25 protein-coding genes, 1 tRNA gene and 1 pseudogene are annotated in these 23,742 nt (G+C 70.2%); 8 read left to right on the top strand and 19 right to left on the bottom strand.

The genetic code is table 11. The annotated features are described in order from the left end of the window. Positions 1–33: 33 nt before the first annotated feature. The gene (locus tag ACX28W_RS05530) at positions 34–816 is read left to right on the top strand and encodes a TetR/AcrR family transcriptional regulator (protein ID WP_458997613.1); all 783 of its coding nucleotides are present in this window, start codon (positions 34–36) and stop codon (positions 814–816) included. Positions 817–826: 10 nt separating this feature from the next. Here ACX28W_RS05530 and ACX28W_RS05525 read toward each other — a convergent pair whose 3' ends face one another. The 4 genes from ACX28W_RS05525 to ACX28W_RS05510 all read right to left on the bottom strand — a co-directional run bounded on the left by ACX28W_RS05525 (position 827) and on the right by ACX28W_RS05510 (position 5,349). Further along, positions 827–1,297: a PPOX class F420-dependent oxidoreductase gene (locus tag ACX28W_RS05525; protein ID WP_458997612.1), complete on the bottom strand. Its 471-nt coding sequence runs from the start codon at positions 1,295–1,297 to the stop codon at positions 827–829. Between the two features lie 111 nt (positions 1,298–1,408). Continuing rightward, complete coding sequence (locus ACX28W_RS05520; RefSeq protein ID WP_458997611.1) at positions 1,409–2,215, bottom strand: YceI family protein; 807 nt, start codon at positions 2,213–2,215, stop codon at positions 1,409–1,411. 92 nt (positions 2,216–2,307) lie between these two features. Continuing rightward, positions 2,308–4,749, bottom strand: coding sequence for an MFS transporter (locus ACX28W_RS05515; RefSeq protein ID WP_458997763.1), 2,442 nt, complete (start codon positions 4,747–4,749; stop codon positions 2,308–2,310). 93 nt (positions 4,750–4,842) lie between these two features. Then, the gene (locus tag ACX28W_RS05510) at positions 4,843–5,349 is read right to left on the bottom strand and encodes a MarR family winged helix-turn-helix transcriptional regulator (RefSeq protein WP_458997610.1); all 507 of its coding nucleotides are present in this window, start codon (positions 5,347–5,349) and stop codon (positions 4,843–4,845) included. 228 nt (positions 5,350–5,577) lie between these two features. Between ACX28W_RS05510 and ACX28W_RS05505 the strand changes: the two genes are divergently transcribed. Further along, positions 5,578–5,775 (top strand): hypothetical protein, encoded by a 198-nt coding sequence (locus ACX28W_RS05505; RefSeq protein ID WP_458997609.1) that lies wholly within the window; start codon positions 5,578–5,580, stop codon positions 5,773–5,775. A 58-nt stretch (positions 5,776–5,833) separates the two neighbouring features. Here the strand turns inward: ACX28W_RS05505 and ACX28W_RS05500 are convergent, their stop codons facing one another. From ACX28W_RS05500 to ACX28W_RS05460, 9 genes are all read right to left on the bottom strand, one after another. Beyond that, the gene (locus ACX28W_RS05500; RefSeq protein ID WP_458997608.1) at positions 5,834–6,175 is read right to left on the bottom strand and encodes a hypothetical protein; all 342 of its coding nucleotides are present in this window, start codon (positions 6,173–6,175) and stop codon (positions 5,834–5,836) included. A gap of 453 nt (positions 6,176–6,628) precedes the next feature. After that, positions 6,629–7,555 carry an RNA polymerase sigma factor SigF gene (locus tag ACX28W_RS05495; protein WP_458997607.1) on the bottom strand — a complete coding sequence of 309 codons (927 nt, stop codon included), beginning with the start codon at positions 7,553–7,555 and terminating at the stop codon, positions 6,629–6,631. 244 nt (positions 7,556–7,799) lie between these two features. Next, on the bottom strand, positions 7,800–8,726 hold the full coding sequence (locus ACX28W_RS05490; protein WP_458997606.1) for an RNA polymerase sigma factor SigF: 927 nt from the start codon (positions 8,724–8,726) through the stop codon (positions 7,800–7,802). A 191-nt stretch (positions 8,727–8,917) separates the two neighbouring features. Then, positions 8,918–9,211 carry a Dabb family protein gene (locus ACX28W_RS05485; RefSeq protein WP_362073794.1) on the bottom strand — a complete coding sequence of 98 codons (294 nt, stop codon included), beginning with the start codon at positions 9,209–9,211 and terminating at the stop codon, positions 8,918–8,920. A 31-nt stretch (positions 9,212–9,242) separates the two neighbouring features. Beyond that, positions 9,243–9,422 carry a hypothetical protein gene (locus ACX28W_RS05480; RefSeq protein WP_458997605.1) on the bottom strand — a complete coding sequence of 60 codons (180 nt, stop codon included), beginning with the start codon at positions 9,420–9,422 and terminating at the stop codon, positions 9,243–9,245. Between the two features lie 186 nt (positions 9,423–9,608). Then, positions 9,609–9,693 (bottom strand) — tRNA-Ser (locus ACX28W_RS05475). 74 nt (positions 9,694–9,767) lie between these two features. Continuing rightward, positions 9,768–10,199 carry a tRNA adenosine(34) deaminase TadA gene (gene tadA / locus ACX28W_RS05470; protein WP_362073866.1) on the bottom strand — a complete coding sequence of 144 codons (432 nt, stop codon included), beginning with the start codon at positions 10,197–10,199 and terminating at the stop codon, positions 9,768–9,770. Positions 10,200–10,493: 294 nt separating this feature from the next. Then, positions 10,494–11,033 (bottom strand): tRNA adenosine deaminase-associated protein, encoded by a 540-nt coding sequence (locus ACX28W_RS05465; RefSeq protein ID WP_458997762.1) that lies wholly within the window; start codon positions 11,031–11,033, stop codon positions 10,494–10,496. Positions 11,034–11,273: 240 nt separating this feature from the next. Then, positions 11,274–11,513: a hypothetical protein gene (locus tag ACX28W_RS05460; RefSeq protein ID WP_458997761.1), complete on the bottom strand. Its 240-nt coding sequence runs from the start codon at positions 11,511–11,513 to the stop codon at positions 11,274–11,276. A 135-nt stretch (positions 11,514–11,648) separates the two neighbouring features. Between ACX28W_RS05460 and upp the strand changes: the two genes are divergently transcribed. After that, complete coding sequence (upp, locus tag ACX28W_RS05455) at positions 11,649–12,284, top strand: uracil phosphoribosyltransferase (RefSeq protein WP_362073806.1); 636 nt, start codon at positions 11,649–11,651, stop codon at positions 12,282–12,284. 61 nt (positions 12,285–12,345) lie between these two features. Here the strand turns inward: upp and ACX28W_RS05450 are convergent, their stop codons facing one another. Together ACX28W_RS05450 and ACX28W_RS05445 are read right to left on the bottom strand one after the other, a co-directional pair. Next, entirely contained in the window at positions 12,346–13,005 is a 660-nt protein-coding gene (locus tag ACX28W_RS05450) for a LytR C-terminal domain-containing protein (protein ID WP_458997604.1), read from the bottom strand. Between the two features lie 97 nt (positions 13,006–13,102). Continuing rightward, complete coding sequence (locus ACX28W_RS05445) at positions 13,103–13,399, bottom strand: type II toxin-antitoxin system VapB family antitoxin (RefSeq protein WP_003999914.1); 297 nt, start codon at positions 13,397–13,399, stop codon at positions 13,103–13,105. A 291-nt stretch (positions 13,400–13,690) separates the two neighbouring features. Here ACX28W_RS05445 and ACX28W_RS05440 point away from each other — a divergent pair, with 291 nt between their 5' ends. Continuing rightward, positions 13,691–15,265, top strand: coding sequence for a helicase HerA-like domain-containing protein (locus tag ACX28W_RS05440; protein WP_458997603.1), 1,575 nt, complete (start codon positions 13,691–13,693; stop codon positions 15,263–15,265). A gap of 77 nt (positions 15,266–15,342) precedes the next feature. On the opposite strand, the gene ACX28W_RS05435 is transcribed toward ACX28W_RS05440, so the two are convergent. From ACX28W_RS05435 to ACX28W_RS05420, 4 genes and pseudogenes are all read right to left on the bottom strand, one after another. After that, positions 15,343–15,486, bottom strand: coding sequence for a hypothetical protein (locus ACX28W_RS05435; protein ID WP_458997602.1), 144 nt, complete (start codon positions 15,484–15,486; stop codon positions 15,343–15,345). Between the two features lie 63 nt (positions 15,487–15,549). Continuing rightward, positions 15,550–15,894 (bottom strand): hypothetical protein, encoded by a 345-nt coding sequence (locus ACX28W_RS05430; protein ID WP_458997601.1) that lies wholly within the window; start codon positions 15,892–15,894, stop codon positions 15,550–15,552. Between the two features lie 468 nt (positions 15,895–16,362). Beyond that, positions 16,363–16,943 (bottom strand): annotated as a pseudogene (locus ACX28W_RS05425) (HhH-GPD-type base excision DNA repair protein). Between the two features lie 54 nt (positions 16,944–16,997). Continuing rightward, entirely contained in the window at positions 16,998–17,726 is a 729-nt protein-coding gene (locus tag ACX28W_RS05420) for a siderophore-interacting protein (RefSeq protein ID WP_458997600.1), read from the bottom strand. Positions 17,727–17,804: 78 nt separating this feature from the next. Between ACX28W_RS05420 and ACX28W_RS05415 the strand changes: the two genes are divergently transcribed. The 4 genes from ACX28W_RS05415 to ACX28W_RS05400 all read left to right on the top strand — a co-directional run bounded on the left by ACX28W_RS05415 (position 17,805) and on the right by ACX28W_RS05400 (position 23,678). After that, complete coding sequence (locus ACX28W_RS05415; RefSeq protein ID WP_458997599.1) at positions 17,805–19,970, top strand: penicillin acylase family protein; 2,166 nt, start codon at positions 17,805–17,807, stop codon at positions 19,968–19,970. Further along, positions 19,960–20,592: a GNAT family N-acetyltransferase gene (locus ACX28W_RS05410; protein WP_458997598.1), complete on the top strand. Its 633-nt coding sequence runs from the start codon at positions 19,960–19,962 to the stop codon at positions 20,590–20,592. The genes ACX28W_RS05415 and ACX28W_RS05410 overlap by 11 nt, the downstream gene beginning before the upstream one ends. A gap of 64 nt (positions 20,593–20,656) precedes the next feature. After that, positions 20,657–22,543, top strand: coding sequence for a copper resistance CopC/CopD family protein (locus tag ACX28W_RS05405; protein ID WP_458997597.1), 1,887 nt, complete (start codon positions 20,657–20,659; stop codon positions 22,541–22,543). Between the two features lie 175 nt (positions 22,544–22,718). Next, complete coding sequence (locus tag ACX28W_RS05400) at positions 22,719–23,678, top strand: SMP-30/gluconolactonase/LRE family protein (protein ID WP_458997596.1); 960 nt, start codon at positions 22,719–22,721, stop codon at positions 23,676–23,678. The last annotated feature ends 64 nt before the right edge of the window (positions 23,679–23,742 follow it).

Genomic DNA, 23,742 nt, shown 5'->3' with positions numbered 1-23,742 from the left:
ATCAGGGATCCACCGTTCCGAGGAAGGTGCGCCATGGTGAGGGCAGCCGACCGGGCCGAGCGCCCGGCGCGGACCAGCGTCTGGTTGGAGGGCAAGGCGCCCCGGGGCGGCACGGCGCGCGGCGGCGGTCAGCCGTCGGGGCTCGACCGGGACCGGATCACCGCGGCCACGGTGCGACTCCTGGACGCCGAGGGAATGGCGAAGTTCTCCATGCGCCGGCTGGCCGCCGAGCTGAACGTCACCGCGATGTCCGTGTACTGGTACGTCGACACCAAGGACGACCTGCTCGAACTCGCCCTGGACGCGGTCTACGGCGAACTGGAGCTGCCCGACCCCGAGTCCGGCGTCGACTGGCGCGACCAGCTCCGCGCCCTCGCCACCGGCTACCGCGCGCTGCTGGTCCGCCACCCCTGGGTGTCCCCGCTCAGCGGCACCTTCCTGAACATCGGCCCGCACTCCATGGCCTTCTCGCTCCGCGTCCAGCAGGTGGTCCGCACCACCGGCCTGCCGCCGTACGGCCAGATGGGCGCGCTCTCGGCGGTCTTCCAGTTCGTGTACGGCTTCGGCACCATCGAGGGCCACTTCGTGCAGCGCTGCGCCGCGGCGGGCATGACGCAGGACGAGTACTTCCGCCAGGCCATGAGCTCGATCAGCGGACAGCCGCAGTTCGCGGTCCTCCTCGAGAGCGCCGCGGACCTCATGGAGGCCCGCGGCGGCGACACGGTCGAGGAGATGCGCGAACGCGACTTCACCTTCGCCCTGGAGACCCTGATCGCGGGCATCGAGTCCATGGTCGCCCGCAGTGAGGGCGGGTGACAGGTGCTGGTCAGTCCTGGGTTGCCAGCCGGGCCGGGAAGCCCCCGGTCGCGACCGGGCCCCACTTCACCGGCGTGACCCGGATGATCGACTTGCCCTGCTTGAGCATCGCCTCCCGATACTCGTCCCAGTCCGGGTGCTCGCCCGCGATGTTCCGGTAGTACTCGACCAGGGGCTCGACGGAGTCCGGCGAGTCGAGGACCTCGGCCGTCCCGTCGATCTGCACCCAGGGTCCGTTCCACTCGTCGCTCAGGACGATCAGGCTGACCCGCTCGTCCCGCTTGGCGTTGCGGGTCTTCGCGCGCTCGGGGTACGTCGAGACGACGATCCGCCCGGCGTCGTCGACCCCGCAGGTCAGGGGAGAACCCTGGGGGCTGCCGTCGGTGCGGCGGGTGAGGAGGATGGCTCGGTGACGGGGGCGTACGAAGTCGAGTAGTTCTTCGCGGGATACGGGGGTGTTCGTCGCGATGTTCGGTGCCATAGGGGGAGCGTAGAGGGTGGTTGTTCGGGTGCGGGTTCTTTGTGGCCCGTCGCGCCCACGCGGCGGAGCCGCACCATGTCACAGCCCCGCGCCCCTGTGAGGCGCCTCACCTCACGTCTGTTGCACCGCCTGGACGTCCAGCTCCACCTTCAGCGTCGTGCCGATCGCCGAGATGCCCGCCTGGACGACCTGGTTGTAATTCATGGCGAAGTCCTCGCGGTGCAATTCCGTCGTCGCCCGGAACGCCGCCCGCGTGCCGCCCCACGGGTCCCCACCCGTGCCGAGGTACGCCAGGTCCAGGTCCACCGGCCGTACGACGCCACGCATGGTCAGTTCGCCGTGGACGGTCCAGCGGTCGGAGCCGGCGGGGGTCAGGCCCGTCGAGCGGTAGGTGATCTCGGGGTACGTCTCCACGTCCAGGAAGTCCGGTGACCTCAGGTGGCCGTCGCGCATGCCGTTGCCCGTGTCGATGGAGGCGGCCTGGATCACCGCCTCGACGCGGGACTTGGCCACCTCGTCCGGGGCGATCTCGATCGTGCCCGCGAACTCGGTGAACCGTCCGTGCACGCTGGAGATACCCAGGTGCTGCGCCACCGCGCCGACGGACGAGTGTGCCGGGTCGATGGCCCACGGTCCGGGCGGCGGCAGCTCGGTGCCGCCTTGGCGGGCGAGCGTCACGGTGCCGATCTCGGCCCGTCCGCTCGCCGTGACGATCGCGCTGGACGCCGCGGGCGCGTACCCGACCGCGGTGACGATCACGGTGTACGCGCCGGGGGCGAGTGCGTTCGCGTCCCGTACGGCGCCCTCCGCGTCCGCCTCGGCCCGCAGCACCTGCGTGCCCGTCATGTCGGTCACCGTGACGACCGCGTGCGATACGGCCCATCCGTCCCGCGTACGAATCCGTGCGGTCAGTCCCATGTCCTACTCACTCCTGCCTAGCAATGAAACCGGCCCGTGGGGGCGCACCTCCGCTCAGAGTGCGCGCTTCCCCACGGGCCGGGGCCTTTCACCTACTCGCCGGGGTGGGCGAGTTCGATGTCGTGGTTGTCGACGCCGCGACCACCCACGGTCAGTGCCGTCGCCACCGGCGGGTAGCCGGTCGCGATGACGGTGTACTCGCCGCTGTCCAGGTCGGTGAAGGCGTACGCGCCGTCCGCACCGGTCCTGGCCGTGCCGATCACGTTGCCGGCCGCGTCGACCAGCGTGACCCGCGCGTCGCCCAGCGGCCCGCCGGGCGCCCGTACGACACCCTGGAGCTGCGCTCCCGAGCTGAGTTCGACCTCGACCCGGGTGACCCCGGTGCCGCCGACCTCGACGGGGTGGGCCTGCGGGCGGTGGCCGGCCGCGTTCACCGCGATGGTCACCGGGCCGGGCACCAGCTCGGCGAAGCTGAACTCGCCCTGCTCGCCGGTGGTCCCGGTGGCCAGCACATCACCGCGGACGTCGGTCACGATGACCATGGCGTCCTTGACCGGGGTCCCGGTCTCGGCGGCCCGCACCAGCCCGCTCAGCCCGCTCGTGCCGCTCAGCAGGATGTCGTAGGCGACCGGCTCGTCGTTGACGATGATCGTCGAGGCCTGCGGCTGGAAGCCGTCGGCGGAGGCGATCAGGACGTACGAGCCCGTGCCGGGCGCGTCCACCGCGTAGGAGCCGTCGGCCTGTGCGACCGACCGGCCCAGCTGTCGTCCCGCGAGCGAGATCAGCGTGACCGCGGCCTGCGGGACGGGTGCGCTTTCGGCGCCGCGGACGTGTCCGCGTATCGGGATTCCGCCGGAAGTGGGCACCGGGGAGGTCTCCTTCGTGGCAGTGGCGACGGCGGCCAGGCGCTGGGTGCCCTCGGGACCCGCTTCGGTCTCCGCGACGGCCCAGCTCGGCACCTTCGCCTCGACCGGCTCGGCGGCCGGAGCCTCGGCCTTGGCGTCCGCGGCCTTGGCGTCCGCGGCCTGGGCCAGCGAGCCCGAGGTCCGCAGCGGGACTTCCTTGATGAACAGCGTCACGAAGAGGGCGATCAGCGCCGTGCCCGCGGCGATCAGGAAGACGTCCGCGATGGCGTGGCCGTACGCGCTCTCCATGACGGTGCGCAGCGGCTCGGGCAGCTTGTCCATGTCCGGGATGCTGTCGGAGCTGGAACCGGACGCCAGCTTGGCGTACTTGGGGGCGAGGTCGGCCAGGCCGTCCTTGATGTAGTCGGTGATCCGGGTGGCCATCACCGCGCCCAGCGCGGAGACGCCGATCGCGCCACCGAGGGAACGGAAGAACGTCACCGTGGAGCTGGCGGAGCCGAGGTCCTCGGGGGCCACCTGGTTCTGCGTGGACAGCACCAGGTTCTGCATCATCATGCCGATGCCGAGACCCATGACCGCCATGAAGATCGCGACCTGCCAGTAGTCCGTGTCGTACCGGATGGTGCCCAGCAGACCCAGACCCGCGGTGACCAGGACGCCACCGGCGACGAGCCAGTGCTTCCACTTGCCGGTCTTGGTGATGACCTGGCCGGAGACCGTGGAGGAGATGAACAGACCGGCGATCATCGGGATCGTCATGACGCCGGACATCGTCGGCGACTTGCCCCGGGCGAGCTGGAAGTACTGGCTGAAGAAGACCGTGCCGGCGAACATCGCGACACCCACGAAGAGGGAGGCGATCGACGACAGGGTGACGGTCCGGTTGCGGAACAGCCGCAGCGGGATGATCGGCTCGCTCGCCTTCGACTCGACGAGGACGAACAGCAGCCCGAGCACGATGGAGCCGCCGACCATCGCGTACGTCTGCCAGGACACCCAGTCGTACTTGTCACCGGCGAAGGTGACCCAGACCAGCAGCAGCGATACCGCGGCGGAGACGAAGAACGCGCCGCCCCAGTCGACCTTCACGTCCCGCTTCACGACGGGCAGGTGCAGGGTCTTCTGCAGCACGATCAGCGCGATGATCGCGAAGGGCACACCGACGTAGAAGCACCAGCGCCAGCCGAGCCAGCTCGTGTCGGTGATGACTCCGCCGAGCAGCGGACCGCCGACGGTTGCGACAGCGAAGGTCGCGCCGAGGTAGCCGGAGTAGCGCCCGCGCTCACGCGGGGAGATCATCGCGGCCATCACGATCTGCGCGAGGGCGGACAGACCGCCGACGCCGATGCCCTGGACCACACGGCAGGCGATGAGCATGCCGGTGTTCTGCGACAGACCCGCGGCGGCCGATCCCAGGACGTAGATGACCAGGGCTATCTGTACGAGCGCCTTCTTGCTGTACAGGTCGGAGAGTTTGCCCCACAGGGGCGTGGTCGCGGTCATGGCCAGCAGCGAGGCGGTGACGACCCAGGTGTAGGCGGACTGGCCGCCGCCCAGGTCGCCGACGATCTCGGGGAGGGCGTTGGTGACGATCGTCGACGACAGGATCGCGACGAACATGCCGAGCAGCAGCCCGGAGAGCGCCTCCATGATCTGTCGGTGCGTCATCGGAGCGCCGTCGGGGGCGCCTCCGTGCTTGGCGTGAGAGCCCCGCACACCGGATGGTGTGGTCGTTGCCATGGGCTTCCTTTTCTTACGTACTTACGCGGGTGTACGGGTGGTCAGTTCTGTTACGTCTGTTGCATGCGGGGGCGCCTGGGGCGGTCGCTGCTGCGTGGAGCGGCAGTCGCCGAAGCTTTCGCGCAGTCGGCCCATCAGCTGGATGAGCTGCCCGACCTCGTGATCGGACCAGTCGCTCAGCCGGTCGGCGAAGAGCTGCGAGGTGCGCCGGGAAAGTTCGTCGAGCTGCTGGTGCCCCTCGGCGGTGAGGCGCAGGATGCGCGAGCGCTTGTCGGCCGGGTCGGGGGACCGTTCGATCCAGCCGCGGTCCGCGATGTGCGCGACATGGCGGCTGGTCACGGACATGTCCACGGCGAGCAGCTCGGCGAGCCTGCTCATCCGCATCTCTCCGTACCGGTCGATCAGCGTCAGCACGGCGGCGGAACCCGCCGGGCAGTCGACCGGCAGGATCCGCGCCATCTCCCTCTTCACGGCGCCGATGGCACTGAGCTGGCGAGCCAGTTCCTTGTACTGCGCCTGCTCGGCCATCACGCCTCCCGTTGTTTCGTTGCTTAGGGCAACCATAAATAAGTTGGTTGCTGCAGGCAAACTAAATCGGGCCTCTGGACCTAAAACCTTGGCAAAGGCAAGCATTGGCAAATGTAAACTTGCAGGTCGGGGGCGGTATGCCCGGTGCCTGGGGCGGTGTGCCCGTGTCAGGCCTTCATGGGGCCCCGCACTTGGGCAACCCTCGCGCATTCGCTAGGGTCCTGGGCCATGGCAAACACCCAGGGCCCCGAGGGCAACTACGACCCCGCGGGTAGCACCCAGATGTTCCGCGCTTTCGTCGACGAGGGCCCCCAGGCCCGGCAGCAGCAGGCGGCCGCCCCGGCGGGCCCGCGCATGGGTCTGATCCTCGGCGTCGTCGTCGCCGTGGTGGTCGTGGCCGCGGTGGCGTGGCTCGCGCTGGCATAAGGACGCCCCGCGAGCAGAACACGCAGCAGGACACGTAGGAGAACAAGGAGAAGACGAGTCACTTCCACTGGACGGACACGTCCCGCGTCTCGATGTGCATGCCCAGTGGCACGCGCCAGGCGTCGACGCAGACCGTCCAGGTCTTCTGCCTGCTCGCTCCGGCGGCGATCGGCGCGGGCAGGTCCTCGGTCGATCCGATCGTCGCCCAGTCGATGCCGAGCGCCCCGATGATGTGCGTCCCGAAAGTCACCGTGCCCGAACGCACCGCGCTGCCCCCGGTGTTGTGGAAGGAGACGGTGACGTTCTCGCACCAGCGCTGATCGGCGGCCTCCCGCAGGGGCTCGCCCACGTCGAGGGCGGCGGGCCCGGGGGTGGTGGGTGTGGGGACGGCCGGCGGCACGGACGCAGCGCCGGAACTTCCCCTCGTACGACCAGAGTCGGCACCCCCGGAAGCGGGTGTCGACGTACCGCTGCTCGCGGCGCTCGCGCCCGCCCCGGTGCCACCGGAGCCCGAGGCGGTTGTTCCTGGACCTGGGCCCGAACTCCCGGGCGGAGCGCCTCCCTGAGAGGCGGAAGCCTCTCCTCCGGTCAGCGGCATCAGTGAGACGTCCCCGGTAGGGGCCACGGCCGCCCCTGACTGCGCGGGCGCTCCCACCGCCACGTAACCGCCGCCGCCCCCACCACCTCCGCAGGCGGCCGCCACGGCACTCAGACAGACAACAGCCGTCGAGGCGCCCACCAGGGCGCCTCGACGGCCATGGAGCCAAGTCGCTCGACGCATCGCGCCAGTGTGGCTGACGATCCGTCAATTATGAAGCGGTCGGCAAGCGTTCACAACAGGATCAAGAAGGGATCAGTCGGAGATGAGCCCTTCGCGCAGCTGGGCGAGGGTCCGGGTGAGGAGCCGGGAGACGTGCATCTGCGAGATGCCGACCTCCTCGCCGATCTGCGACTGGGTCATGTTCGCGAAGAAGCGCAGCATGATGATCCGGCGCTCGCGGGGCGGGAGCTTGGCGAGCAGCGGCTTCAGCGACTCGCGGTACTCGACGCCCTCCAGGGCGGTGTCCTCGTAGCCGAGGCGGTCCGCGAGGGAGCCTTCGCCGCCGTCGTCCTCGGGGGCCGGCGAGTCCAGCGAGGACGCCGTGTACGCGTTGCCGACGGCGAGGCCGTCGACCACGTCCTCCTCGGACACGCCGAGGACCGAGGCGAGTTCGGCGACCGTCGGGGAGCGGTCGAGCTTCTGGGAGAGCTCGTCGCTGGCCTTCGTGAGGGCGAGTCGCAGTTCCTGGAGGCGGCGCGGCACCCGCACCGACCACGAGGTGTCGCGGAAGAACCGCTTGATCTCGCCCACGACCGTCGGCATCGCGAAGGTGGGGAACTCCACGCCGCGTTCGCAGTCGAAGCGGTCGATCGCCTTGATCAGGCCGATCGTGCCGACCTGGACGATGTCCTCCATCGGCTCGTTGCGGGAGCGGAAGCGGGCTGCCGCGTACCGGACGAGCGGGAGGTTCAGCTCGATCAGGGTGTCCCGGACGTAGGCGCGCTCCGGGCTGTTCTCGCCGAGTGCGGCGAGCCGCAGGAACAGGGAGCGGGACAGGGTGCGGGTGTCGATGGCTCCCGAGGTCTCGGGGGCGACCGGGAGGACCGGTGCGGCATCGGGGGCCGAGAGCGCCGGGTCGGCGTCGGGGGCCGGGAGGGCCGGGACATCGTGAAGCGCGTCGGGCGCGGATTCGCTCTTCATGAGCGTGAGCACCTTGGAGCTGCCCTGGTCTGCGGACATGCCACCCCCTTTGGGTCGCGGACGGTCGCGGCGGACGCTCCCGTCGGAGGAACGCAGCCTCCACCTGAATACCGGCGGCGGGGCCGCGGCAAACGCTCTTCCGGCAGAATGTCACATGTCGGCAACACGCTGTAGTGACATGTCGACATGGAAGGGATGAATCGGCCCTGGAAAAAGGGGGTCTGACGGTTTTTCGACGCTGAACTGTCGGAAAGGGATCCGTTGAACGATTCGCTCTTACCGGTTACGCCTCGATCCTGTTTGCGGATCGAAGACGCGCGAAGCTGCGGGCGAGCAGCCTTGACACATGCATCTGGGAGACTCCCAGTTCGGCACTGATCTGTGACTGCGTCAGATTGCTGTAGTAGCGCAGGAAAAGGATGCGTTGTTCGCGTTCGGGCAGTTGTACGAGAAGGTGGCGTACGAGGTCGCGGTGCTCGACCCCGTCGAGGGCGGGGTCCTCGTAGCCGAGCCGGTCGAGCAGTCCCGGCAGCCCGTCGCCCTCCTGGGCGGCTTCGAGGGAGGTCGCGTGGTAGGAGCGCCCCGCCTCGATGCAGGACAGCACCTCCTCCTCGGTGATGCGCAGCCGTTCGGCGATCTCGGCGGTCGTGGGCGAGCGCCCGAAGGCCGTCGTGAGGTCCTCCGTCGCGCTGTTCACCTGCACCCACAGCTCGTGCAGTCGGCGGGGTACGTGGACGGTGCGGACGTTGTCGCGGAAGTACCGCTTGATCTCGCCGACGACGGTGGGCATCGCGAAGGTCGGGAACTGCACGCCCCGGTCGGGGTCGAAGCGGTCGATGGCGTTGATGAGCCCGATCGTCCCGACCTGGACCACGTCCTCCATCGGCTCGTTGCGGCTGCGGAAGCGGGCGGCCGCGTAGCGGACGAGCGGAAGGTTCGCCTCGATGAGCGCCCCGCGTACGCGGTGGTGCTCCGAGGTGCCCGGCTGCATCGTCTTGAGCTGGCCGAAGAGCACCTGGGTGAGGGCCCGGGTGTCGGCGCCGCGTCGTCGCTCCGGGGTGGCTTCCTGAGGTGACTCCTGTTCTTGGAGTGGCGCCTGTTCTTGAAGCGGTGCGCGATCTTGGAGTGGTGGCCGTTCTTGGAGCGGCTGCCGTTCCTGGAGCAGCGCTTGCTCCTGGGGTGGTGCTTGAGGCGCAGTACTGGCCGGCACGGTCAACTCCACCTCTATGATCCATCAGATCTGTCAACGCATCCGTCAAAAGCGGTCATAGCATCACAAGACATGTGCACTGTGTGCAAGCACCGTATAAGGCCGTGTTGAAGGGGATTTGGGGAGAGTTGGGGCGCAATACGCCAGAAAGCCCCCCGCCGGTTCCGGCGAGGGGCTTCGGGGCGCGCGGGTCAGAACGGATAGTCGGCGATCACCCAGGTCGCGAACTCGCGCCACAGTGCGACGCCCGCCTGGTGCGCGGGATGCTCCAAGTACCGCTTCAGCGCGTCGGCGTCGTCGACCGCGGAGTTGATCGCGAAGTCGTACGCGATGGGCCGGTCGGTGATGTTCCAGTCGCATTCCCAGAACCGCAGCTCGGGGATCTGACCGCCGAGCGCGCGGAAGGCGGCCACGCCCTCGGCGACGCGCGGGTCGTCGCGCTCGACACCCTCGTTGAGCTTGAAGAGGACCAGATGGCGGATCACGGGCACTCCCTGGTGGCGCGTGGGTCGCCGCTCAGTCCTTGGCCCCTTCAGCGATCCACGTCATGAAGTCGCCTATGGCCTGAGCGGCACTCGAAATACCTTCGAACCCTATCTGTACGTAATCGGCCGCCTTCGCCGGATCCGTGATGATCACGTAGACCACGAAGACCACGAGCACATAGACGGCGATCTTCTTCGAATTCACCGCCATCGCGGCCTCCCCTGTGACTGCTGCGCCCGCTGGGCCCCCTGTTGCCGGCGGTGAGTGTAACCTTCACACCCGTTTTTAGGATCAACGGCCCCGCTGGGCGACGCCTTTTGCGAGCGGCGGCGCCGGGGCTTATCCGGGTACACGGAAACACGAAGGGCCCCGTCTGTCGACGGGGCCCTTCTCAAGCGGTAGCGGAGGGATTTGAACCCTCGGTGACTTGCGCCACACTCGCTTTCGAGGCGAGCTCCTTCGGCCGCTCGGACACGCTACCGAGGGAGACCCTACCCCAAGGTGGGTCGTGGTCTGAAATCCGTTTCCCGTGCTCCCGGCGCTCGTGGGGTGCGCTCAGCGGTCGCGGAAGAAGTCGGTGAGGCGGCTCGCGCACTCGTCCTCGAGTACGCCGCCGATCACCTCGGGCCGGTGGTTGAGCCGACGGTCGCGTACGAGGTCCCAGAGGGAGCCGACCGCGCCCGCCTTCTCGTCGCGGGCGCCGTAGACGACCCGGTCGACCCGGGACTGCACGAGCGCGCCCGCGCACATCGTGCAGGGCTCCAGCGTGACGACGAGCGTGCAGCCGGACAGCCGCCACTCGCCGAGCCGCTGGGCGGCACCACGGATCGCGAGCACCTCGGCGTGCGCGGTCGGATCGCCGGTGGCCTCGCGTTCGTTGTGACCGGCCGCGAGCACCGTCGTACCGTCCGTGGACAGCACGACGGCGCCGACGGGGACATCACCGCCCTGGACGGCCCGGTCGGCCTCGTCCAGGGCGAGCCGCATCGCGGCCCGCCAGCGTTCGCGTACCGGATCTGATGGAAACGTCTCTTTTGTGATGCTCACCCGGGAAACCTAACCCGGGAAACCGCCCGAGCCGGGAAACTGTGCACCCCAGGAAACGACCGGCCCCGGGAAGCCGCGCCCCCCGGAAAACCGCCCGCCCGGGAAGCCGCGGAGCCGGGAAACGCGCACCCGGGAAGCCGCGCACCCCGGAGGGCCGTTCACCCGGGAAATCGCGTACCCGGAACTGCCCGACCCGGGGAGCCACGTACCCGGAAAACCGCCCAGCCCGGAAAGCTAGCGGACGGTCTCCAGGACCTCCGCCGCTCCCAGGGCGTCGGCGATCGTGCTGAGCGCGTCGCCTTCGTCCAGGGCGAGGAGTTCCTTCTCGCTCACACCGAGGTCGGCGAGGATCTCGCGGTCTCCGACGGGGCTGTGCGACACGGCCTCGCCGGACGCCTCCTCGTCCTCGTCGTCGGCGTCGGTTGCGTTGTCGGGCTCACCGTCTTCCGTGCCGTCCAGGTCGAGGGAGTCCAGGTCGGTGTCGTCGTCGCCGGGCTCCCGTCCTAGTAGTTCGTCCGTGAGCAGGATCTCGCCGTACGAGCTGCGGGCAGCGGCGGCGGCGTCCGAGACGTAGATACGAGGGTCTTCCTCACCGTCCAGGCGGACGACGCCGAACCACGCGTCCTCCTGCTCGATGAGTACGAGCACCGTGTCCTCCTCCGAGGCTTCACGGGCCAGGTCGGTCAGATCCGACAGGGTTTCCACATCGTCGAGCTCTGTGTCGCTCGCTTCCCACCCGTCTTCGGTGCGCGCGAGCAGTGCGGCGAAGTACACCGTGACTCTCCCACTGGTCATAGGCGTGCCGGTTGGGGGTCCCCCCGGCGGAGGTTGATGGGCGGGGAGTGCTGCTCCGAGCCCCACCCACTCGGAATCGTGGCAGAAACAGAGCGTTCAGGGGATGTCTTCGGCCTGCTGTGTCTGCCACTTTTGATCGCTACCAGCGGATCGTACGCGGCACTCGGCGTCACACGTGCATGTCCCCGCCCGCACGGCGTGGGCGTGACGCCGACGGAGTTACCAACGGAAGGTGCGCATGCGCACGGCGTGACGCAGGCGGGCGGCCTTGGCGCGCCGGGGCTGGACACGGTCGCGCAGCTCACGCGCCTCGGCCCGCTCGCGGAGGAACTGGGCGCGTCGCCGCCTGCGCTCGGCGTCCGACTCCTGCCGTTCGGGCGATTCCGGCGAACCCGGCGGTTTCTGCCGTTCCGGCGATTCCTGCCGTTCCGGCGGTTCCTGCCGTTTCCGACGCTCCAGCTGCTCCGGGTGCCGCTCTTCCCGGTCCGGCATAGGCACACCACCCCAGGTCCGGGTCCGTCTCTCCCACTTTCCCTCGGACGGGCGGTTTGACGCCAGCGCGAGGGACGCGGGGGCGCGGTTACTGTTATCGGCATGCGTCTCCACGTCGTCGACCACCCCCTGGTCGCCCATAAGCTCACCACCCTGCGCGACCGGCGCACCGACTCCGCGACCTTCCGGCGGCTCGCCGACGAGCTGGTCACCCTGCTCGCGTACGAGGCCACCCGGGACGTACGCACCGAGCAGGTCGACATCGTGACCCCGGTCGCCTCCACCACGGGCGTCAAGCTGTCCCACCCGCGCCCTCTGGTCGTGCCGATCCTGCGCGCGGGCCTCGGCATGCTCGACGGCATGGTGCGGCTGCTGCCGACCGCCGAGGTGGGCTTCCTGGGCATGGTGCGCGACGAGGAGACGCTCCAGGCGTCCACGTACGCGACCCGCATGCCGGACGACCTCTCCGGGCGCCAGGTGTACGTCCTCGACCCGATGCTGGCCACCGGCGGCACGCTCGTCGCGGCGATCCAGGAACTGATCAAGCGCGGCGCGGACGATGTCACCGCCGTGGTGCTCCTCGCCGCCCCGGAGGGCGTCGAGGTCATGGAGCGCGACCTCGCGGGCACGCCGGTCACCGTCGTCACGGCATCGGTCGACGAACGCCTGAACGAGCACGGCTACATCGTGCCGGGCCTGGGCGACGCGGGGGACCGGATGTACGGGGCAGCCGAGTAGGCACGCCGCTCTGCAGGTGAGTGGCGTACCTACGAAAGCGTGAGTGGCGTACCTACGAAGCTCAGCAGCTCTTCTGTGTGGTGGAGGGCGTCGGCTGGGGCTGGGCCAGGACGGCCAGCGCCTTGTCGGCGTCCTCCTTTTCCGTCAGCGCCTTGAAGTCGTTGCCGATGATGAGGTCGACCTGGTCGGCCTGCGCGCGCCCGTCGGTCTTCACCGTGGCGCCCGAGAGCTGGGTGCTCAGGACGGGGAGCGCCGCCTGGACGGCCGACTCGGCGCCGAGCAGTATTCCGGAGCCCTTGACCTTCTTGTCGTACGCCTCCGTCGCGTTGCCCACGTCGCCGATGCGGAACCCGCGCTTCTTCAGCTCGTCCGCGGTCTCCTTGGCGAGCCCGCTGCGGGGCGTGGCGTTCAGGACGTTGACGGTGATCTGGCCGGGTCTGGGCAGGGCCTGGGGGTCGGCGGGTGCGGCGGACGCCGTGGACGAAGCGCCGGCCTTGGATGCGCAGTCCGTCTTGGCACCGACCGCCGTGGCCTTGTCACCGCCGCCCGTGAAGACGTCGATGAGCTGCAGGGTTCCCCAGCTGATCAGCCCGAGCGCGGTGACGGAGGCGACGACCAGGAACACGAGCCTGCGGCGCCCCCGGGGTCGGCGCATCCGTGGGTACTTGTCCCCCGTGATCCGGTATTGGCCGCCCATGCCAGGGGGAGTGAGCATGCTCATGAGCGCAGCGTAATGCGCTGCGGCGGCGATGCCTACTAAATGATCATTGCCCCGCGCCCAGTCCAACCCAAAAGGGTCAACCCGTACGCCCGCGAGGTCAGTCGAGTTCGAGGACGCGCGCGTGAAGGACCTGCCGCTGTTGCAGCGCGGCTCGGACGGCGCGGTGCAGGCCGTCCTCGAGGTACAGGTCGCCCTGCCACTTCACGACGTGAGCGAAGAGGTCGCCGTAGAACGTGGAGTCCTCGGCGAGGAGGGTCTCCAGATCCAGCTGGCCCTTCGTCGTCACGAGCTGATCGAGGCGGACCGGGCGCGGCGCGACGTCCGCCCACTGCCGGGTGCTTTCCCGGCCGTGGTCGGGGTACGGCCGGCCGTTTCCGATGCGCTTGAAGATCACACGGAAAGCCTACCGGCCCAGACCTTCCGGGCGCAGCCATGGCGGCGGAGTGCGACGCTGGAAAAGACGTTGCAAACGCGGGCATAACGGTAACTCGCCTGGCTTGCCCGCACCGGCTGGGCGCACCCGAACAGGGAACAGGGGCCTGACATGAGTGACAGCGAGGGACCGCCGACGGTGGCACCCGAAGGTGTGAGTGGTGCCGGCGGCGCCGGATCCGAGGGTGCGAGCGGTGCTGGATCCGCGGGTGCGCGTGCTGCGAGTACTGCGAGTGGCGTCGGATCCGAGGCCATGAGTGGTGGCGCCGCGCTTCCCGAGGAGGCCCTGGAGATCGCCTCCGGGTACGCCTTCTCCGGGCCCGCTCTCGACCTGGGCGCCCTGCTCTGGGACGGTCAGTGCCTGTCGGACGCCCAGATCCGCATCCCGCTGCCCATGCTCAACCGGCACGGCCTGGTCGCCGGCGCGACCGGCACCGGCAAGACCAAGACGCTGCAGCTGATAGCCGAGCAGTTGTCGGCCCAGGGCGTGCCGGTGTTCCTCGCCGACATCAAGGGTGATGTTTCGGGGATCTCGGCGCCGGGCGTGTCGAACGACAGGGTGCGGGCGCGCGCCCAGGAGGTCCAGCAGGAGTGGACGCCGACCGGCTGCCCGGCGGAGTTCCTCGCGCTCGGCGGCATGGGCCACGGAATCCCCGTACGGGCGACGATCACCAGCTTCGGTCCGGTGCTCCTGTCCAAGGTGCTCCAACTCAACCAGACCCAGGAGCAGTCGCTCGGCCTGATCTTCCACTACGCCGACCAGAAGGGCCTGGAACTGGTCGACCTCAAGGACCTGCGCGCGGTCGTCACCTTCCTGACCTCGGACGAGGGCAAGGCGGAGCTGAAGGGGATCGGTGGGCTGTCGACCGCCACGGCGGGGGTGATCCTCCGTTCCCTCACCGCGTTCGAGGCGCAGGGCATGAGCCCGTTCTTCGGTGAGCCGGAGTTCGACACGAGCGAGCTGTTGCGGACGGCGTCGGACGGGCGCGGCATGGTGTCCGTTCTCGAACTCCCCGAGGTCCAGGACAAACCGCAGCTCTTCTCGACGTTCCTGATGTGGATGCTCGCGGATCTCTTCCACGATCTGCCGGAGGTCGGCGACGCCGACAAGCCGAAGCTCGTCTTCTTCTTCGACGAGGCGCATCTGCTGTTCACCGACGCGTCGAAGGCCTTCCTGGACTCGATCACCCAGACCGTGCGGTTGATTCGCTCGAAGGGGGTCGGCGTCTTCTTCGTCACGCAGACGCCGAAGGACGTTCCGGGCGACGTCCTGGCCCAGCTCGGCAACCGGGTTCAGCACGCGCTGCGTGCCTTCACGCCGGACGATCAGAAGGCGCTCAGGGCCACGGTGAAGACGTTCCCCAACTCCGCGTACGACCTGGAGGAGGTGCTCACCGGACTCGGCACCGGCGAGGCCGTGGTCACCGTGCTGAGTGAGAAGGGCGCGCCGACACCGGTCGCGGCGACCCGGCTGCGGGCGCCGCAGTCCCTGATGGGCCCGGTCGACGCGACCGTCCTGGGCCAGGCCGTGAAGGCGTCCTCCCTGTACGGGCGCTACGCGCAGGCGGTCGACCGCGAGTCCGCGTACGAGAAGCTCACCGCGCGGGAGGCCGCCCGCGCACAGGCTGCCCAGGAAGCCGCGCAGGCGCCGCCGAAGGGACGCACCAAGGGTTCCAGGGAGAGGGAGAGGGAGGGGAAGGAGGAAGCCTCGGTCGTCGAGCAGGTGGTCGGCAGCGGCATCTTCAAGTCCCTGGCCCGGTCGGTGGGTACGCAGATCGGGCGGGAGATCACCCGCTCGCTCTTCGGGACGGCGCGACGCAGACGGTAGTCGGTGGTGGGAAGGCGGGTGGCAGGCGTGGCGACCGCCCCGTATCGGGGCGGTCGCCTTCGTTGTTGCCTGGCCGCTCAGTTGCTTCCGGATTCCTTGGGGGGTGTGCTCTGCTGCCGGTCGGCGGGCCCGGGCCGCGACTCCGGCTTCGGTTTGGGCGCGTTGCGTGCGGCTTCGGCGCGCAGCAGGGCGCGGAGGACCGCGTACGGATCGTTGGGCATGGCTGTGTCCTTGCGTTCGGTGGTCGGCTTGTGACGGAGGGGTCCGGAGGGGGGCCGGGCCTGTCAGCAGCGCAGGACCACTGAGCGCAGGGCGCGCGGGGTGGGGACGGACGATGCCGGTACGGAGCGGGGGCGACGCGCGGGCCGCGAAAGCCCGGGAGCGGGGTGAGGTGCGGGCCGCAGTGGGGCGAGGGGGCGGTCTTCCTGCCGGGCGGGCGGTCGCAGTGCCGTGTCGAGTACGTCGTGCTCGGCGCCGCCGCCCGATTCCGAGGAGGCCGCGACGTGGTCCACGGCGTGCGCCTCGACGTACGCGCCCGCCGCGAGAGCCGTGACGACGAGCAGCGCCAGAACCCGCATCCACGCGTGCCGGCGCAGCATGTACGGCCGCCGGTGCGGAGTGGGTCTCATGGGAGGCATGTCCCCACCGCGGGAGGGCGGCGCATCGGGCCGGCGGGGAGATCCGCCCTCTTGGCCTATGAGCTGGGCGCGAAGTTGACGTATGGGGCGGAGTTCGACATGACGTGTGACGTACGACAGGACGGGTGACGTACGACGTGACGTGCGCCGTGGGTCAGAGCGTGCGCGGGACATGCGGGGTGCGGCCGCGGCCGCGGCCGTGGATCTGGCGGTCGTCGTATTGCGGGCCCCAGGGGGAGTCGCTTGGTGCCTCGGTCATGATTCATGCTTTGGCCGGGCGGGGGTGGGGTGCCATCGGGGTGGGCCGAGTGGTGGACGGGGACGTCGTGCGGGGTGGTTTCTCGCCCCCGCCGCCCGACCCGTCCCATCCCTGGGGGCTGCGCCCCCTGGACCCCTGCCTGGGGGCGGCAGCCCCCAGGGAGAGTGGGACCACCAGGTACGGACGCGTAGGAGTGGCGGTTACTTGCCGGAGGCCTTCGCCGCCTTCATCTCTTGCTTGTGGGCCCGGACCTTCGCGAGGGACTCCGGGCCGGTGATGTCGGCGACCGAGCGGAAGGACTGCGGCTCGCCGTACGGACCCGCGGCCTCGCGCCAGCCCTTGGGGCGCACGCCGAACTGCTTGCCGAGGAGGCCAGGAAGATCTGGGCCTTCTGGGCGCCGAAGCCGGGCAGGTCCTTGAGCCGCCGGAGGAGTTCGGTGCCCGTACCGACGCCTTCCCAGACGGCGGCGGCGTCTCCGTCGTAGTGCTCCACGAGGTACTGGCACAGCTGCTGGATCCGCTTGGCCATCGAGCCCGGATAGCGGTGCACGGCGGGCTTCGCCGACAGCAGCGCGGCGAACTTCTCGGGGTCGTACACCGCGATCTCGTGCGCGTCCGGTTCGTCCGTGCCGAGGCGCTCGGTGATCGTGCGCGGTCCCTTGAACGCCCACTCCATCGGCACCTGCTGGTCCAGCAGCATCCCGATCAGAGCGGCGAGCGGACTCCGGCCGAGCAGCTCGTCGGCGTCGGGATCCTGGGCGATGTGAAGGGTGACGTCCATGCCTCGATGATCCCGCGCGAGGGGGAGGGATGCCTCCCCGGGCGGGGGGACCGCTCAGGCAGCGCGCCAGTAACCCATCGCGTTCACCCGCTGCCTCGGCAGGGACAGGTCCTTGCGGACGTACGACGTCAGGGAGCGGGTCGTGGTGGTGTCGCAGGCGATCCAGACGTACGGGGCCGGCTGGTCCTTGAGGAGGCCGGGGAGGGTCGCCTTGATCTCGGAGACGAGGTGGGCGCCCTGGTCGCGGCGGGGGACCTCGCGGAGGTCGTGACGGGAGGGGGCGGCGCGGAGGGGGAGTCCGTCCGTGCCGTGGTCCGTCTCGAACCAGATCGTCGCCGGGGCCGTACCCACCGTGTCCAGGAGGGAGTTGAGGGCGGGGAGCGAGGCCGTGTCGGCTACGGCGAAGACGTGGGAGGGCGCCGGGCTCGGCTCCGTGAAGGCGCTGCCGTGGACCGTCGCCTCGATCGTGTCGCCGGGGCGGGCCGCCCGTGCCCAGTCGCTCGCGCGGCCGTCGTGCAGGGCGAACTCCAGGCTGAAGGTGCCGGCCGCCGGATCGGGGTCGACCAGCGTGTACGCCCGCTGGTGCGGCCTGCCCGCGGTGTCGAACCACAGCCTGACCCACATGGTCGGGTGCACGCCGGTCGCCGCGAGCGTGCCGCCGTCGGTGAGGCGCAGCCGACGGTAGCGCGGGGTGACGTCCTCGGCCTCGGTCACCGTGAACGCGAAGTCCTTGCCGCGCAGCAGCTTGAGTACCGCGCCCTCCCAGCCGTGCCCCTGGCCCATCGCGTCTCCACCCCTCGCGTACGATTTCGGCACATTGGGAGTTAGGTTAGCCTAACCTGAGAAAATTGGGGATGGAACGTGACCGTCGAGATCTACCGTGACCCCTGGGGGATCCCGCACCTGCGCGCCGGCGACGCACGCGAGCTCGCCCACACCCAGGGCCGTACCACTGCCGCCGACCGAGCCTGGCAGCTCGAGGTCGAACGGCACCGTTCGCAGGGCACCTCTGCCGCGTTCCTCGGCGCCGAGGCCGTCGCCTGGGACCGGTTCGCACGGCAGGCCCGGCTCGACGACACCGCGAGACGTTGCTTCAGAGCCCTGGCGAGAACGGACCCGGAAACCGCCGACTGGGTCGTCGCGTACGTCGACGGAGTCAACGAGGGGCTGGCCGAAGGCGCCCGCCGCGCACCGGAATTCGCGGAGACGGGCCTCGCCCCGGGACGCTGGGAGCCCTGGACCCCGCTCGGCGTGTGGCTCGCCACGCACATCCTGTTCGCCGGCTTCCCCGCCAAGCTGTGGCGCGAGGAGGTCGTCCGCCGGCTCGGCGCCGACGCGGTCGGGCTCTTCGCCACCGACGGGCCCGGCACCTCCGGCAGCAACGGCTGGCTCGTCACCGGCGAGCGGACCGTCACCGGGCAACCGGTCATCGCGGGCGACCCGCACCGCTTCATCGAGGACCCCGGCGTCTACCAGCAGATCCACCTCTCCTGCCCCGAGTTCGACGTCGTCGGCCTCGCCGTCCCCGGCATCCCGGGCATCGCCCACTTCGGCCACACGGGCACGGTCGCCTGGGCCATCACCAACGCGATGGCCGACTACCAGGATCTGTACCGGGAGCGGCTGCGACGGGTCGGGCCGCAGGCCGTGGAGCGACCGGAGACCCTGGAAGCCCTGGAAGCTCTGGACCCGGACGGGGAGTGGCGGCCGGTGGCCCGGCATGTCGAGACGATCGAGGTGGCGGGCGGCGAGCCGGTCGAGGTGGAGGTGATCGAGACAGCACGCGGACCGATCGTCATCGGGAGCATCGGGAGCATCGGGAGCGACGAGGACGCCGGGAGCGACGAGGACGCCGCCACCGCTCCCCTCAGCCTGCGCTACCCGCCCCGCGTCACCGAAGACCTCGGCTTCAGCGCGCTCCTCCCGCTCCTCCGCGCCCGCCGGGTCGCCGACGTGGACCGGGCGTTCGACCAGTGGGTCGAGCCGGTGAACGTCGTCCAGGCCGCCGACACCGAAGGCGGCGTCCTGCACCGGGTCGCGGGCCGGGTCCCGGTCCGCGGCCAGGACAACCGCACGCGGATCGTCGCCGCCTGGGAGCCGGGACACGAGTGGCAGGGCTGGCACGAGATGCCGTACGGGACCGCCGAGGATCTCGCGGACGGTGTCGCCGTGATGGCGAACCAGCGCGGGCCCGCGACCCCGCTCGGCGTCGAGTTCGCCCCGGTCCACCGTGCCGCGCGCATCCGCCACCTCCTCGACCGGCAGCCCGCGTGGTCGGCCCCGGAGATGGCGGACATCCACATGGACACCCATCTCGCCTCCGCCGCCCCCCTGATGGACCACCTCGCCGCCCTCGACGGCCTGACCCTGGAGGCGACGGCCCTGCGCGACCGGCTGCTGCGCTGGGACCGCCGGATGACGGCCGACAGCACGGGGGCGGCGGCGTACTCCGCGGTGCGCGGCGGGGTCGTACGACGGCTCGCCGCCCACCCCGCCTTCGCCGCGCTGGCCGACCCGCCCCCGTACCCGGAGATCTTCCGCCCCTGGCTCGCCCTTCTCCCTCGCATCGGCTTCGCCCTCGAAAACCTGCTGAAGGCCGAGGAGTTGTACGGCATCGACCGCGCCGCCCTCGTACGCGAAGCCGTCGAGGAGGCGGCCGCGGAGCCGCTCGGCACCTGGGGCGACACCCACCGCCTCGCCCCCTGGCGCGCGCTCACCACCACCTCGTACGACGAACCAGGTCTCTCCGGAGACCACGACTGCGTGCTGTGCACCTCGGCGGTCCCCGGCCTCACCGACCTGAGCGCGCGCGGCCCCGCCGCCCGTTATGTCTGGGACCTCGCCGACCGCGAGAACAGTCTGTGGGTGGTTCCGTTCGGCGCCTCGGGCGTCCCCGGCTCGGCCCACCACCGCGACCAACTCCCCTTGTGGCTCAAGGGAGACCTGGCCCCGGTGATCACCGACTGGAAGCAGCTCACACAGGAAGCACAGGAAGCACAGGAAGCAGAAGAGAACCATGACCACTGAGCCGTACGCCCACACCCGCGAGGCCGTCCACGAGCAGCGGCTCGACGGCTTCGGCACCGTTCGCATCCTGCCCGTCGACCCGCACGCCGACCTGGACGTGATCCACGGCTGGGTGACCGAGGAGCGCGCCAGGTTCTGGGGCATGAACGGGCTCACGAAGGACCAGGTCCTGCAGACGTACGTCCATCTGGACTCGCTCGACACCCACCACGCCTTCCTCGCGGTCAAGGACGGCGAACCGGCGGCGCTCTTCCAGACGTACGAGCCCGAGGCCGACCGGGTCAGCGAGTGCTACGACGTCGAGCCCGGCGACATCGGCATCCATCTGCTGATCGGCCCCGCGGGGCCCGGCGGCGGCCGACCGGGCTGGTCGTCCGCCCTGCTGGCCGCCTTCACCACCTACGCGCTGATCGGCCTCGACCGGCAGCGGGTCGTGGTCGAACCCGACGCGCGCAACACGAAGGCGATCGACCGGCTGGTCCGGCAGGGCTTCGTGCCGGAAGCGGAGATCGTGCTTCCCGAAATCGACCTGCCCGAGGTCTACTTGCCCGAGAAGCGCGCCCAACTGGCCTTTTTGACCCGCAAGACGGCTTTCGGGGAGGGTGCGTTGCCGGTCGGGTGAGTACGGGCGCCCCATTCGTCCGTACGTATCCAAGACCCTGGAAACACGGATACGGAGACGGCGTGTGAACGGACGTGGCGGACGCGGACAGCGGGAGCGACGGCACGTCGTCCGGGGCTTGGCACTGCTGGGCACGGTGCTGGTTCTGGTGCTCTTCGGCGGCGTGGGCGGCGCGTCCGCCCACGCCGCACTGACGGGCTCCGATCCGCAGGACGGCAGCGTGCTGAAGTCGGCGCCCACCCAGGTGACCCTGACCTTCACCGAGTCCATCGGGCTCCTCGAAGACTCCTTCCGGGTGCTCGACCCGGACAACCGGCGCGTCCACACGGGCGAGCCGGGGCACGCGGGCGACCGCTCCGACACCGCCCGTGTGAGCCTGCCGAAGGGCCTGGGCACCGGCACGTTCACCGTGGCCTGGCGGGTCGTCTCGGCGGACAGCCACCCGGTCTCCGGCGCCTTCACTTTCTCCATCGGCAAGCCGTCCGCGACCAGCGTCGTCCTGCCCTCCGACCCCAACGGGAACAGCGCCGCCGGCACGCTCTACGACCTCGCCCGCTACGTCGCGTACGGCGGCCTGGCCCTCCTCATCGGCGCGTCCGCCTTCGTCCTGGTCTGCGGTTTCCCCGGCCCGGTACGGCGGCTGCTCCTCGCGGGCTGGTGGACCCTCGTCCTGACCACCGTCGCGCTGCTGCTCCTGCGCGGCCCGTACGAACGCGGCAGCGGTCCCGCGGACGCCTTCGACCCGTCCGTCCTGAGCGAGACCCTGACCAGCAGGCCGGGACTGGCGCTGGCGGCGCGGCTGGTGCTGCTGGGGGCGGCGGTGTTCTATCCCGTCCATCAGGTGGCGGAGCGGGAGCGGGGGCGGAACCGGGGCGTGCTCGCGCTCGGCGGGCTGCTCACCATCTCCCTCGCGGTCACCTGGGCCGCCGCCGAGCACGCCTCCGCCGGGATCCAGGTCCCCGTGGCGATGGCCTCCTCCGTACTGCACCTGCTGTCGATGGCGGTCTGGCTGGGCGGTCTGACGGCCCTGCTCACCGCGCTGTACCGGTCGGCCGAGCCGCTCCCCGCGGCCACCGTCAACCGCTTCTCCCGCCTCGCCCTCACCTCGGTCGCCGTCCTGGTCGTCACCGGCGTCTACCAGTCCTGGCGCGGCCTCGGCTCCTGGGACGCCCTGACTTCGACGTCGTACGGCCGCATCCTCACCGTCAAGCTGGCCGCGGTGCTGTTGCTGCTGGCGGGGGCGGGTTTCTCGCGGCGCTGGACGGGGCGGTTGATGCTGGTGGCGGAGGAACGGGTGGCGGTGAGGGAACGGGTGCCGGAGATGGCCGGGGCCGCCGCCAAGGACGTACGGGCTGATCTGCCCTCCGACGCCGCTGCCCCTGCTGATTCCACCGATGAAAGTGATCCCACCGATGAGAGTGATTCGACCGATGAAGGTGATCCCACCGATCGGACCGCTGTGTACCGGCGCGCGCTGCGTCGTTCGGTCCTGGCGGAGGTCAGCGTCGGGATCGTCGTGCTCGTGATCACCACCCTGCTCACGGGCACTCAGCCGGGCCGTGCCGAGACCGAGGCCGCCGCGGCGTCGGGCAGCGCGGCGTCCGAGCAGCCCCCGGCGGCGATGACGGTGATCCCGTTCGACGTGGGGACGCCGGGCGGCCACGGCAAGGTACAGATCGAACTGGCGCCGGGCCGGGTGGGCGAGAACTCCGTGCAGGCCGTGATTTTCGGCCCCGACGGCGGCATCGCGACGGTCCCCGAACTCCGCCTCACCTTCACCCTGTCCGCGCAGGAGATCGGCCCGATCGACGCCGAGCTCACGAACCTGGGCGGCTACTGGGGGGCGGACGGCGTCACCCTTCCGGTGCCGGGCACCTGGACGCTGAAGGCCACGGTCCGCACCACCGACATCGACCAGGTCACGGTGTCGAAGACCGTGAAGATCGGCTGACCCGCCATGCTCGGAGTGCGCGGTCCAGGGTTGAGTCGTGTCCAGTCGTATCGATGCGCGCCCTGTCGATCTCCTGTCGATTCGTAGCGCCTCGTGTCATGCCATGTCGTGTCGTGTTGAGTTGAGTTGTCGAGTCTGAAGACTTCCCCCCACTCCGCACGGAGGCCCGGAAACCATGACCCGAAACCACCCCCAGCCCTCCCGGCGCACCGTTCTCGGCGGTGCCGCCGTCGCCGCACTCGCGGCGGCGGCCGGCGCCGGCCAGGCAAGCGCCGCGAGCGTCGCTTCCGCCGGCCGAGTCGCCACCTGGCCGACCGAGTTCCCGCTCCCCGACGCGTTTCTCCCCGAGGGCATCGCCATCGGCAGAAAGCCGTACGCCTACATGGGCTCGCGCGCCAACGGCGCCGTCTACCGCACCGACCTGCGCACCGGCGAGGGAAAGATCCTCTACCCGGGCGGCACCGGCCAGGTGTCCGTCGGCCTGAAGCTGGACGACGACGGCCTGCTGTACATCGCCGGAAACACGGGAGTCGCCCGGATCGTCGACTCTCGCACCGGCGAGCAGGTGACGACGTATCAACTGACCGTCCCGACCGGCCACTTCATTAACGACGTCACCCTGCTCGGCGCCCGCGCCTGGTTCACCGACTCGCGCGACGCCGTGCTCTACGGCGTACCGCGCGGCCGCGACGGAGAGGTCCGCGCGCTCCCCCTCACCGGCGACTGGGTCCAGACGCCCGACGTCAACAACGCCAACGGCATCGTGGGCACCCCCGACGGCAAGGCTCTGATCGTGGTCAAGAGCTCGCCGGGAGAGCTCTACAACGTGAACCTCAAGACCGGGTACGCCACCAAGATCACGCTGGTCGGCGCGGACACCGTGGTCAACGGCGACGGCCTCTACCGCATAGGCCGCACGCTGTACGTCGTACAGAACCGGCTGAACCTGATCAGCGTGTTCGACCTCGACGCCAAGGTCACCACCGCCACCCTGCGCCGCACGATCACCGATCCCCGCTTCGACGTCCCCACCACCGTCGCCCGCTTCGGCGACCGCCTGTACCTCGTCAACGCCCGCTTCACCACCCCGCAGACGCCGGAGACGACGTTCAACGCGGTCGCGGTGTCCCTGTGACGCCCGCCTGACCCGGACCCGGCAGACGCGTGGGGCGGGGCTCCCCTGTGGGGCCCCGCCTCTC

It is taken from the genome of Streptomyces sp. SD15 (assembly GCF_054462255.1).
Note: the sequence above shows the minus strand (reverse complement) of the source record. Positions and strands in the feature narration are given on the sequence as shown.

Excerpts from the sequence above, each read along its gene's own strand:
- ACX28W_RS05530 (WP_458997613.1), top strand. The coding sequence starts at position 34 with ATGGTGAGGGCAGCCGACCGGGCCGAGCGCCCGGCGCGGACCAGCGTC.
- ACX28W_RS05525 (WP_458997612.1), bottom strand. The coding sequence starts at position 1,297 with ATGGCACCGAACATCGCGACGAACACCCCCGTATCCCGCGAAGAACTA.
- ACX28W_RS05520 (WP_458997611.1), bottom strand. The coding sequence starts at position 2,215 with ATGGGACTGACCGCACGGATTCGTACGCGGGACGGATGGGCCGTATCG.
- ACX28W_RS05515 (WP_458997763.1), bottom strand. The coding sequence starts at position 4,749 with ATGACGCACCGACAGATCATGGAGGCGCTCTCCGGGCTGCTGCTCGGC.
- ACX28W_RS05510 (WP_458997610.1), bottom strand. The coding sequence starts at position 5,349 with ATGGCCGAGCAGGCGCAGTACAAGGAACTGGCTCGCCAGCTCAGTGCC.
- ACX28W_RS05505 (WP_458997609.1), top strand. The coding sequence starts at position 5,578 with ATGGCAAACACCCAGGGCCCCGAGGGCAACTACGACCCCGCGGGTAGC.
- ACX28W_RS05495 (WP_458997607.1), bottom strand. The coding sequence starts at position 7,555 with ATGTCCGCAGACCAGGGCAGCTCCAAGGTGCTCACGCTCATGAAGAGC.
- ACX28W_RS05480 (WP_458997605.1), bottom strand. The coding sequence starts at position 9,422 with ATGGCGGTGAATTCGAAGAAGATCGCCGTCTATGTGCTCGTGGTCTTC.
- tadA (WP_362073866.1), bottom strand. The coding sequence starts at position 10,199 with ATGCGGCTCGCCCTGGACGAGGCCGACCGGGCCGTCCAGGGCGGTGAT.
- upp (WP_362073806.1), top strand. The coding sequence starts at position 11,649 with ATGCGTCTCCACGTCGTCGACCACCCCCTGGTCGCCCATAAGCTCACC.
- ACX28W_RS05450 (WP_458997604.1), bottom strand. The coding sequence starts at position 13,005 with ATGAGCATGCTCACTCCCCCTGGCATGGGCGGCCAATACCGGATCACG.
- ACX28W_RS05440 (WP_458997603.1), top strand. The coding sequence starts at position 13,691 with ATGAGTGGTGGCGCCGCGCTTCCCGAGGAGGCCCTGGAGATCGCCTCC.
- ACX28W_RS05435 (WP_458997602.1), bottom strand. The coding sequence starts at position 15,486 with ATGCCCAACGATCCGTACGCGGTCCTCCGCGCCCTGCTGCGCGCCGAA.
- ACX28W_RS05430 (WP_458997601.1), bottom strand. The coding sequence starts at position 15,894 with ATGAGACCCACTCCGCACCGGCGGCCGTACATGCTGCGCCGGCACGCG.
- ACX28W_RS05420 (WP_458997600.1), bottom strand. The coding sequence starts at position 17,726 with ATGGGCCAGGGGCACGGCTGGGAGGGCGCGGTACTCAAGCTGCTGCGC.
- ACX28W_RS05410 (WP_458997598.1), top strand. The coding sequence starts at position 19,960 with ATGACCACTGAGCCGTACGCCCACACCCGCGAGGCCGTCCACGAGCAG.
- ACX28W_RS05400 (WP_458997596.1), top strand. The coding sequence starts at position 22,719 with ATGACCCGAAACCACCCCCAGCCCTCCCGGCGCACCGTTCTCGGCGGT.